At 53.2% G+C, this 10,225-nt stretch carries 10 protein-coding genes; 6 read left to right on the top strand and 4 right to left on the bottom strand.

Going from position 1 to position 10,225, the window contains the following annotated elements; genetic code table 11:
- The first annotated feature begins 31 nt into the window (after positions 1-31).
- Genes VB741_RS11335 through VB741_RS26315 form a run of 3 tightly spaced genes read left to right on the top strand, consistent with a single transcriptional unit; the run spans position 32 to position 1,216 of the window.
- Positions 32-235, top strand: a complete 204-nt coding sequence (locus tag VB741_RS11335; RefSeq protein WP_323365287.1) for a hypothetical protein — start codon at positions 32-34, stop codon at positions 233-235.
- Positions 181-996: an adenylate/guanylate cyclase domain-containing protein gene (locus VB741_RS11330; RefSeq protein WP_323365286.1), complete on the top strand. Its 816-nt coding sequence runs from the start codon at positions 181-183 to the stop codon at positions 994-996. The genes VB741_RS11335 and VB741_RS11330 overlap by 55 nt, the downstream gene beginning before the upstream one ends.
- A 7-nt stretch (positions 997-1,003) precedes the next feature.
- Complete coding sequence (locus VB741_RS26315) at positions 1,004-1,216, top strand: ring-opening amidohydrolase (protein ID WP_442786339.1); 213 nt, start codon at positions 1,004-1,006, stop codon at positions 1,214-1,216.
- Here the strand turns inward: VB741_RS26315 and gndA are convergent.
- Positions 1,213-2,631: an NADP-dependent phosphogluconate dehydrogenase gene (gndA, locus tag VB741_RS11325; RefSeq protein WP_323365285.1), complete on the bottom strand. Its 1,419-nt coding sequence runs from the start codon at positions 2,629-2,631 to the stop codon at positions 1,213-1,215. The two genes, VB741_RS26315 and gndA, sit on opposite strands and share 4 nt — an antisense overlap.
- 597 nt (positions 2,632-3,228) lie before the next feature.
- Here gndA and VB741_RS11320 point away from each other — a divergent pair.
- From VB741_RS11320 to VB741_RS11310, 3 genes are all read left to right on the top strand, one after another.
- Complete coding sequence (locus tag VB741_RS11320; RefSeq protein WP_323365284.1) at positions 3,229-4,275, top strand: ParM/StbA family protein; 1,047 nt, start codon at positions 3,229-3,231, stop codon at positions 4,273-4,275.
- 246 nt (positions 4,276-4,521) lie between these two features.
- Complete coding sequence (locus VB741_RS11315; protein ID WP_323365283.1) at positions 4,522-4,953, top strand: hypothetical protein; 432 nt, start codon at positions 4,522-4,524, stop codon at positions 4,951-4,953.
- Positions 4,954-5,356: 403 nt separating this feature from the next.
- Positions 5,357-6,721: a FecR family protein gene (locus VB741_RS11310; RefSeq protein ID WP_323365282.1), complete on the top strand. Its 1,365-nt coding sequence runs from the start codon at positions 5,357-5,359 to the stop codon at positions 6,719-6,721.
- 101 nt (positions 6,722-6,822) lie between these two features.
- Here VB741_RS11310 and VB741_RS11305 read toward each other — a convergent pair whose 3' ends face one another.
- From VB741_RS11305 to VB741_RS11295, 3 genes are all read right to left on the bottom strand, one after another.
- On the bottom strand, positions 6,823-8,613 hold the full coding sequence (locus tag VB741_RS11305) for a glycoside hydrolase family 10 protein (protein ID WP_323365281.1): 1,791 nt from the start codon (positions 8,611-8,613) through the stop codon (positions 6,823-6,825).
- 9 nt (positions 8,614-8,622) lie between these two features.
- Positions 8,623-8,973 (bottom strand): translation initiation factor, encoded by a 351-nt coding sequence (locus tag VB741_RS11300; RefSeq protein WP_323365280.1) that lies wholly within the window; start codon positions 8,971-8,973, stop codon positions 8,623-8,625.
- A gap of 185 nt (positions 8,974-9,158) precedes the next feature.
- Positions 9,159-10,184, bottom strand: coding sequence for a hypothetical protein (locus VB741_RS11295; protein WP_323365279.1), 1,026 nt, complete (start codon positions 10,182-10,184; stop codon positions 9,159-9,161).
- Positions 10,185-10,225 lie beyond the last annotated feature (41 nt).

The following is a 10,225-nucleotide window of genomic DNA, read 5'->3' as shown; positions in this document are numbered from 1 at the left end:
TGGCAAGCGTTTACTCATTTTCGCATTCAGCATGAAACTGAACGCCTTTATCCACACCGAAACCTACTCGGTGCAGTCGATTGGCCCCTGTTTGCTTGAGTTAGAGCGCGAGACCGGTTACGCCCAAGCCCTAAGTCCATTCTCTGTGCGCCGCTGCTACATCAGGGCAGTCTCACAGGATTGGTATATTTTGAGCATTTTCTCGCCCCCAATACCTTTACCCGTGACCGCTTAGAGGTGATTAATTTATTGTCTTCCCAGGCCGCTATTTCAATCCAAAATGCCCAGCTGTACAACACGTTAGAACAAAAGGTAGCTCAACGTACCGAAGCGTTAGAAAAAGAAAGAATCAAGTCCGAAAAACTATTACACAACATTCTGCCCGTATCCATCGCTGAACGTCTGAAGGAAAACGAAGAGACCATTGCCGATGGGTTTGAGGAGGTGACGGTGCTGTTTTGCGATATTGTTGATTTTACTCCCCTGTCCAGCCAGATTTCTCCTAAGGAGCTGGTGGATTTTCTCAGTCAGGTTTTCTCAAAATTTGATCACCTGTGTGGCCGTCATCAACTGGAGAAAATCAAAACTATTGGGGATGCCTATATTGTAGTGGGTGGCCTGCCGGGTAGTGCGACGGACCATGTCAGCGCGATCGCAAATATGGCTCTCGACATGCTCCAAGCATTGCAATCCTTCACCTATCCCACAAGCGATAAAACGCATCGGCCCCTCCAGGGCCGCATCGGTATCCACATGGGACCCGTCGTCGCCGGGGTGATCGGCACGAAGAAATTCGCCTACGATTTGTGGGGGGATACGGTCAATGTCGCCAGTCGTATGGAGTCCCAGGGTAAACCTGGCAAAATTCAGGTCACCCCCATCATCTATGAAAAGCTGGCCAACCAGTATGTCTTTGAACAGCGTGGTCTCACAAGCATCAAGGGTAAAGGGAAAATAACCACCTACTGGCTCACTGGCAAGAAGCCCCAAGGATGACTGAAAGCTGCCTCCTCTGCGTAGCCCCAAGATCTATGTATCTGGCGGTGGCGAACACCAAGGCGTATCTGGTGGTGGTCCCATTGCCATCATCAGTCAATTTGCTTACGCCAAGGGGCAATCTGCTTACGCCAAGGGGTTCGCCACCCATGCGGATGTGAACCCCTTGACTTTATCTTCAATTAGCTACCTTCAATTAGCTAGTGAGTCAGTGCCCTAGACTGCAGCTGTTTCCTTCGCCCACTCGGTATGGAAGGTACCCTCCTGATCCACCCGCTGGTAGGTGTGAGCCCCAAAGTAATCCCGTTGAGCCTGGGTCAGGTTCTGGGGCAACTGCGCCCGCCGATAGCTGTCAAAGTAATCCAATGACGCGCTAAAGGACGGGACCGGGATACCGTATTGGGCAGCCATGGCCACAACATCCCGCCAAGCCGACTGGCGGTCTAGAATCGTTTGCTTAAATTCAGGGGCCAGCAACAGGTTGGGTAGCTCGGGATTTTCTGAAAATGCATGCTTGATCTTGTTCAGGAATCTAGCTCGAATAATGCACCCACCTTTCCAAATGCGTGCACATTCCCCTAGATCTAGATCATAGCCAAAATTGTCCGAGGCCTTACGCAATAGGGCCATGCCCTGGGCATAGGAACAAATTTTGGAACAGTACAGGGCATCGCGAATCTTGTTGATCCACAGGGTGGTGTTCTCCGTGAGCCGGCCATCGGGACCCGTAATCTGCGTGGATGCGGCCACCCGCTCATCCTTAATGGATGACATAATCCGCGCATTCACCGCCGCTGTAATGGTGGGAATGCCGACACCCATTTCCAGAGCAGTCATGACGGTCCAGCGACCGGTACCTTTTTGACCGGCAGCATCCAAGATTTTTTCCACTAAGGCCGTATCGCCTTCGGTCTTAGTGAAAATGTCAGCCGTAATCTCAATTAGGAAGGAGTCTAGCTCTTCAGTGGTATTCCACTGGGCAAAGACCTCATGGAGCTGCTCATGGTTTAGACCCAATACATTCTTCATTAGGTCATAGGCTTCGGCAATCAGCTGCATGTCGCCATACTCAATGCCGTTGTGCACCATTTTGACGTAGTGACCGGCACCGCCAGGGCCAATGTAGGTGACGCAGGGACCATCATCCACTTGGGCGGCAATTTTTTTGACAATGGGCTCGATGGACTCGTAGGCCGCACGGGTACCACCGGGCATCAGACTGGGACCATTCAGGGCTCCTTCCTCACCACCGCTGACACCCATGCCGATAAAGCGGAAACCGGCACCTTCTAGGACTTTCACACGGCGCTCGGTGTCTTCATATAGGGAGTTGCCTCCGTCGATGATCATGTCCTCGGGATCTAACAAGGGCATCAGCTGATCAATCACCGCATCCACGGGTTTGCCGGCTTGGACCATGAGCAAAATTCGGCGGGGTCGCTCTAAAGAAGCCACAAACTCCTCTAGGGAATAGGCGGCCACGACGTTTTTGCCCCCGGCTCGATTAGCCATAAAGGCATCAGTCTTTTCGCGGGATCGATTGTAAACAGAAATCGGAAAGCCGTTACGTTCGACGTTGAGGGCTAGATTTTCCCCCATTACTGCCAAACCAATTACTCCAAAACTTTGTGCCATAACCTGTTTCCTAGTGTCTAAATTTGTGGCCACATCCAAAATTCAAATCTTTCGTAGAGAAACACTCAAAGTTCAACTTGTGATGTGGTACGGGCGCTGTCTTGGCTACCAGCGTAGACACTATTTCCTAAAACATGGACGGACTCATAGGTTTTCTTCAAACTCCATGGAATTGAGATGTATTCAAGGTTTCATTTGTTACCAAAACACTGGCTTTGGGACATTGCTGATGTTTGGGATAGTGTAACCTCAAAAATTCTGACATCGTGGGCTAACCCAGGATGGGATCAGCTCTTTAAAGCAGCCATGGATTAAATCAGTCACGACGTTTTTAGGAAATTGGGTGTTTTTTGGGATTTTATAGTACAATTGAACCATTCACTGGGTTTGGATAGTTCTCACTTAAATTTCTTAATTAATTGCAATGGCCAGTTTGTCACGAAGACGACCCATGGAAATCGAGGGTTACGGCATGATGTATCAGAACTTGAGCTAACCCCTTGACTATGGAGGTTTTACTTACAAGCACCTTCATGGTTAGGATCGGTTTGAGTTACCTATTTGTTGTTGAACGTTTTTTAGCTCCCAATCTGCGTTATGCCTACTTCTAAGATGAAGCTCCTTAGCATTGACCTTGGTCGTACAGCCACTAAAACCTGTGTTAAACGGAATCAGAGTGATGTGGTGTTAGTGCCGTCGAATGTTGCCCATTTGACGGTAGAACAGGCGCGGCGCGGCGGGTTTGAGTCGCAGCCGAGCGATCCCCTGCTGGATATGTGGCTGGAATACCAGGGCAAGGGGTATGCCGTGGGTCATTTGGCGGCTGATTTTGGAGCTGATCTGGGGGTGGGGCAATCGAAGGTGGATGATGCTTTGGTGAAAACCTTGGCCTGTGTTGGCTACTTTGGCCTCAAGGGCACCTTGGGTGTGGTGCTGGGCTTGCCATATCACTCCCAGGAACAGTTTGATAGTGAAAAGTCCCAGATTATTAGCCTGCTGACGTCCCCCCATGTGATGGTTTACCGGGGACAGGCCATGGAAATTAATGTGGAGAAGGTTTGGGTAATGCCGGAGGGCTATGGCAGCCTGATTTGGAGTGAGGCCCAGAGTAAAAAAACGGATAGCCCTGACTTTCCTAATTTATCGGTGGCCATTGTGGATATTGGCCATCAAACGACGGACTTTCTGGCGATTGATCGCTTCCGGTTTGCCCGTGGTGCGTCCCAAAGTGCATCCTTTGGCATGGCGCAATTTTATGAGCGGGTGGCGGCGCAGATTGATGGGGCGGATAGTCAATCCCTATCTTTGATTAGTGCGGTTCATAATGCGGAGGGAGATCGCTTTTATCGGCCTAAGGGAGCGTCACGCCCCACGGATTTAGATGAAATTTTGCCTAGTTTGCGGAAGAGTTTTGCTCGGGAGCTGTCTCAGTTATTTATGAACTGGCTACCGGAGCGGGCCACGGATGTGATTGTGACCGGTGGCGGCGGTGAATTTTTCTGGGGTGAATTGCGTCCCTTATTAAAGGAGGCCAGACTCAAGGGACATTTGGCGAAGCCCTCGCGCCAGGCCAATGCCCTGGGTCAGTATATTTATGGTGAGGCTCAACTGGCTAATCTTAAGGCGGTGGCCGCCGCTGGTTAGGAACGTCGGGTATCAACTTAAGCCGGAAAATCCTGGCTAGGTGGGGAATCAGAAGCCGGAAGCCAGTGAGGCCCTGATTCCTGACTCCTGACTTCTGAATACTATCCTTGGGAAAACGTCCCGCTTTGAGTTGGTACCCGGAACGTCAACTTAGACTGCAACCTCAAGACCGTTGTGGCTGGTTAGATTGACGGACAACCCCTGGCTATGCGTTATTAGGGGCAGTGTTATTGCGCCTAATTGACCATGGTTGTTAGATCCATCCGTAAGAGCGTTTCCTTTGATGAAGGTGGAGAGGATAGGGCTTTGTTGGATGCGATCGCAACTCACCAGGCAAAGCATGAACAAAGCTTTAGCGACCTATGCAAGCAGGCCCTCAGGCAATATTTATTGGCCCAAGAGCCCACCCAGTCGGTGCTGTTGTTCATGGAGCTGCAGCACCAGATTGCCCAATTAGGCGTTCGGGTGGCAGCGCTTGAAGATGATGCCAGCATCCCATCAGCCTTTAGTCCATCGGGTCAAAGCCATCCGAGCGATGGCGAAACATCGACAAAAACCGTAATCCAGGCAATATCCTCAACCGGGGCGGAGGACGATCCTGTAGCTGACAACCCGGATGGCGAAATAGACGATCCTGTCCTCAGTCATCTAGCGCCTCTATTAATGGATGATTTTTGATGGGTACTGTTCTAAGGGGAATTTTCCAAGCGTTTCCGATCGCCGTTTTCTAGTGAGAATGTCCCGATCGGTGATTTCCGCTGGGTGTTTTCACCGGGTTGCACACAATCTTCAAGAAAAGTGTTATCTAACACTCTACACTTCATCAAATCTTGCCCATCTTTGCCAGTAGGACCTGTAGCATAAATTTAAGGGTACATCGACAACTTTACACTTTCGGGGGTTTGAATGATTCCTCTGTTTCCAGAGCGCATAACTCGAACATAGGTCAGTTCAGCAAAGCAGCTTTGGCACAGGTGTCTATCCGGCAGCGGCAGAAAGTTTGACCGGGGGCATTGAGTAATTGTTCTTAATTTTTTAATTATTTAACTGGTTCACATTAACTGGTTTATATCCGACTCTAATGGAAAAACTGAACATGGCGGTCACTGGTCGCTGGCTCTCTCTGGTTTGCGCATCCTTGGGGATGTTGGTCGCCATGCCCAGGTCTGCCAGTGCCGAGTCCACTCTTACCTGGGCTAGGGTAGAACTCACCCGCAACCAAGTGCAGGTGTATAGCAATGGTCAATCTCGTCGGGCTCAGGTCTCTGACATGCTTGGCATCAATGATGCCCTCAGCACATCTCGTCAGGCCCGGGCCGAACTACGCTTTAACGATGGTTCCTTAGCCCGCATTGGCGAAAGTGCTGTTTTTCGGTTTACCCCCAATACCCGTAACTTTCGCCTATCTAACGGCACAGTTCTCCTGCTGATTCCACCGGGGCAGGGGCGGACCACTATCCAAACCCCCAATGCCGTCACGGGTATTCATGGGTCGGCATTGTTTGTCCGCTTTGTGGAGCAGACCAACACCACCATTATCGGTGCCCTCACCAACAACCCAGAAGGTCCCATGGTGGCCTTCAACCAAGATGGCTCTGTCCAACAACCTCTCTATGCAGGGGAAATGGCGGTGTTGCGAGCAGATGGCAGCCTAGAGCTTTTCTCTTTTGATCTAGAACAGTTCTATGCCACCAGTGACTTGACTGCGGGCCTGATCGAAAATCTGGACGTTGCAACCGGGGATGCGGCCATTGATGCGGTTAGGCAGGAAATTCGGGAAGCTCTCAACCAACAAGAGGGTTTTGAGGATGGCGACGACGTTGTGGAAAATCCCACGTTTCTCTCCGCTAACCCCAATGCCCCCGCTTTGAGCAGAACAGCTGTTCCCGACTTTTCAAGTTCACCTGCGGCCTCTTTCTTACAATCGCCTAACCTGAGTGGAGGGTTTGAAAGTGCCGTCAGTGGCAGTGTTAACCAGTCCACCACATCACAACAACCCGTCGGTGCCGTTACTCCGGTCAACCCTCCGTCACCACCGAGTGCCGTTACTCCGGTCAACCCTCCATCACCGCCGGTTGTCCAACCCACAACACCCCCCACTGTAGAGCCTGAACCACCTGTAAAGCCTGTTGAACCGATACCTGGCCCAGTTGGCTCAACGCCTGAGCCCGTTGCACCAACACCGGTAGCGCCCCCCAGTGAACCGGTGGAGCCACCGGTTATACCGGAACCAACCATCCCTGAACCGGTGGAGCCGATTGTTATTAAACCCGATCTCCCTCTTGAATCTGTAATTGGGGAGATCAACTTAATTGAGGCCGCCGAACCTGAAGTCGAAGCCCAGATAGATCGGCTGCCAGACAGTGTGATGGTTCAACAAGAAGTAGAACCGGCTGCATCCACCACTCCCGTCGGTCTAGCCGAGACAACTCCGGGTCAGCCTTAGAACCCCCTGGTTAAGTTGGGGAAACGCCAGGTCAGGGAAGCAGCATTTAAGGGGGTTGCTGCTCTCTTGCTGATCTTCTTTCAGGGAGATTTTCTCTGATCTCACACCCGGGGGGCTGGGACCTTGCTGGGAAAGAGCTGACGTAGGCTTTGTTGCCGCTGTTCTAAGGTTTCGGTATCTGACCACCAGAGAGATTCATAAAAGAAAAAGGAAACCCCGGCGTAGCTGCGATCGCGAATCGCCCTAACCTGTTCCTGAATCCGTGCCATCGGCACGGGACGGCCCCGCAAACCACTCAATACACCCACGGCCGTGGGAATATGGCGACGAGCCGCCTGGGCCGGAGAACGGTTCATTTCCCACACAAATCGTCCCAGATCACTGCGATAGAGCTGCACAATTAGCTCCTCCACATAACCCCGATTGACCCAGGTATCCCAATCCTGCAAAAAGTATTTATAGGCAAACTCATGGGGGTTCGGGGACACCGACAACACCGCCCTGGGTTGTCGGGCCTTCACCGCCGCAAAAGTGCGCTCCATCACAGCGGTGATTTTATCGGCTCGCCAGCGGGTCCATGCTGCATCGTAGATATCTTGCGGCGGAGCCTGACCCCTGTGCTCTTGGCGATAAAGACTCACGGTGTAGGGATCGTAGCCGTAGACCACTGGTAGGCCAAAATGGTCGTCCACCTGAAAGCCATCGATCGGGTAGTTGGCCGCCAGTTCGCTCACCATATCCAGCATGAACTGCTGCACCTCGGGATGGAAGGGATTTAACCACACCCGCCCATGGCTACCTTCGGGCGTAACCGTGCTGCCATCGGCCTTTTGGGTGAGCCATTCTGGATGGCTGCGGGCCAGGGCGGAGTCTGCCGGGGCCATAAAGCCAAACTCAAACCAGGGAATCACCCGCAGTCCCAGGGGATGAGCCAAGCTGATCAGCTCCTGCAGCATGTCGCGGTCTCCTTGGGCCGCCTCTAGGGCCTCGTTCCGCTCCCCCGTATTGTCCAAATCGGGATAGAGTCCCTGTTGGTAGCCAAAGGTGCGCTGGGCCACGGCACTGGGGTATAGGGTATAGCCCCAGTTCCACACCGTGGGATACACCGTATTAAAATTCAGCGAGGCCAGCCGCTGCAGACCAGATTCTAGGTTGGGACGGGAAAACAGCACCTGACTGTCAATATTGGTCAGCCACGCGCCGCGAATCTCTCTCTGGGGGGCGGCTTGGGGGGGTACCTGGCCCGGTTGCACCCGCTGGGGAACGAGGGCGGCGATGGTCGGGTCAGGGTTTGCTGCACACAGCAGGTTGGCCACCATGGCGTAGGAGGCACTGCGATTGGGATAAAGCCTAGGGATAGAGGCTGAGGTATCGCCTTCAACCGGAATAACTCCCTGGCCTAAGGCCGCTGCCACCCCTTCTTGGTAATCGATGGAAATCAGTGAACTATCGCGCCAGGTGGCCTCTAGTAAGCTGGTGCCCCTTGCCTGGTAGGGCAGGGCAGCCCCGGTGGCAAGGACGGCTAGGGCCTGCGATCGCAAAATAGCCCGCTGCCCTCCAGCCGCATTCCCCAGGGCTGCCACCAGCAGTTGCTCAGCCTCGATCTTCCCCTCAAATGTCAGACCCAAGGCGGTATTCGCCGCCGCAAACTTCCCTGGAAACATCGTTAAAACCGCCTGGGCCACTTGCCCTTGGGAAATCGGCTGAGAGGCATGGTGCACCTGCTCCACAGACAAGACTTGGCCCTGGGCCAGAGCCTTAACACAGGGGTGTTGTCGCCAGTCATCCACGGCGTTAGCGGGGGTACTGATCAGCCCCATCCAGCTGATCCAAAGGCAGATTAATCCCCCCAGAAAGCCATATCGCCCCAGCTTTGATTTCATAAAAGCCATAGAACAGCCTCAGCCTCCACTGCGTTTAGCACGATAGCCCTTTGCCAACAACAACGTCACCAACTTAGGGACATGCTCCCCTTGGATCTCAATGGTGTTATCCTTCACCGTGCCGCCGGAACCACAATGGGTTTTAAGGGTTTTGGCCAGGGCGGCCAAGGTTTCAGGGGCATGCTGAAACCCGCTAATAACCGTCACCTTTTTCCCCTTGCGGCCTTTGCTACTCACCTGCACCCGCAGATCCTGTTCGGCGGGGGGCCGATCGGGCACGGCACGCTCGGTGGCCGGATTTTGCCCAAATTCTGAATACACGACCCGATCCGTTGCCTGGCTTGTCTTTTTACCCTTTTGTTTTGCCATCGGTGGCTCCTTAACCAGCACAAATTAGAGAATACAGCTTGACTGCCATTCTCTGTCATTTCCTATCTTGCTCCCCACCATAGCCTAAAGGCTAAGGGAAAAAACAAGTCGATAATCGCTTTATAGTCCTGTGGCCATGGCCGTTTTGGGATGGCTGTTTAAGAATGGCCGTCTATCACCTAAGACTAGTCCCAAAAACTTTCCCAAGCATTGCGGGGCTCGTTTGGCGCAGCCTGGGAGGAACCATTCAGGGCCGGTGTCTCTAGGGGGGGTGTAACGGAGGGCCCTACGGGAGGCAGCACCTGGGACCGATTAGGTGGATTCACCGATGGCACTGTCGAACCAAAAGAACTCGGGGCAGGCTGATTGCCAAAGGGGCTGTTACTCGATGGCTGGTTGACCCGGTTAAAGTCGGGTAAGGAGGCTGGGGGGACGTACCCGGTGGTGCCCGGTGGCGGGGACATATTGGGGGTGGTGCGAATAAATGTCCGATTAAGCCCATCCACACTGCCAGGCACCACCCCCGTTTGGTCAAAGGTGAAGGTGGAGGCTCCATCAGTCCTCACTCCTGCACTGTCAGAAGTGGCATTGTCCGAAGCCCCTGCCCCTGCAGACAAATTTGGAGTACCACTACTGTTGGCCCTGGATGTACCCTGGGTCGAAGACGTCCCCGCCGCCTGCTCAAACTGCTGCTGACGGGCGGCAAAGGCCGTCGCCAAGGCACTCGTTGTTTGCAGTTCAGTCCTAGCCCCTGGGGTTAAAGACGATTCAGACGAGCGTTGTAGTGGAATCAGGGTGCTGTTTTTTGCAGTCTGACCATTGGCCCCCTGAGCATTGGTGCCAACAAAATTATATTCACTGATGTAGCGGGTTAACCGATCAACGCTCGATTCGCTGGTGGCACTTGGCTCCTTGGACAACGCCGCATTCAGTGCGGCGGCGGCACTGGCTTCCCCCCCTGTGGTCAGGACGGACACATCCGAGTCAAGCTGGCTGATGAGCAGATCAATGTTGTCCAACTCTGCGGCAATGGACTGCTCTTCAGGTGTCAGGGATTCAAGCAGCGCATCGGTGGAGGTGTCATTGCCTGAACTACCTAGCCCCGTGGCCCCAATTTGCCAGGGTAGTTGTCCCGAACTTTGATGATACTGCCAGGCATAGGTCCCAACGACCCCTGTCAACAAGATGCCGAGCCAAAGCCATGGATTCAAAACAACCTGAAATCGCGATGGTAAGTATCGAACAGATGGAG

The organism is Leptothoe sp. PORK10 BA2 (assembly GCF_034932105.1).
In the GTDB taxonomy this organism is placed as follows: Bacteria; Cyanobacteriota; Cyanobacteriia; order Phormidesmidales; family Phormidesmidaceae; genus Leptothoe.
This window is presented reverse-complemented; position numbering and strand designations above follow the sequence as displayed.

Excerpts from the sequence above, each read along its gene's own strand:
- VB741_RS11305 (WP_323365281.1), bottom strand. The coding sequence starts at position 8,613 with ATGGCTTTTATGAAATCAAAGCTGGGGCGATATGGCTTTCTGGGGGGA.
- VB741_RS11335 (WP_323365287.1), top strand. The coding sequence starts at position 32 with ATGAAACTGAACGCCTTTATCCACACCGAAACCTACTCGGTGCAGTCG.
- gndA (WP_323365285.1), bottom strand. The coding sequence starts at position 2,631 with ATGGCACAAAGTTTTGGAGTAATTGGTTTGGCAGTAATGGGGGAAAAT.
- VB741_RS11310 (WP_323365282.1), top strand. The coding sequence starts at position 5,357 with ATGGAAAAACTGAACATGGCGGTCACTGGTCGCTGGCTCTCTCTGGTT.
- VB741_RS11320 (WP_323365284.1), top strand. The coding sequence starts at position 3,229 with ATGCCTACTTCTAAGATGAAGCTCCTTAGCATTGACCTTGGTCGTACA.
- VB741_RS11300 (WP_323365280.1), bottom strand. The coding sequence starts at position 8,973 with ATGGCAAAACAAAAGGGTAAAAAGACAAGCCAGGCAACGGATCGGGTC.
- VB741_RS11315 (WP_323365283.1), top strand. The coding sequence starts at position 4,522 with ATGGTTGTTAGATCCATCCGTAAGAGCGTTTCCTTTGATGAAGGTGGA.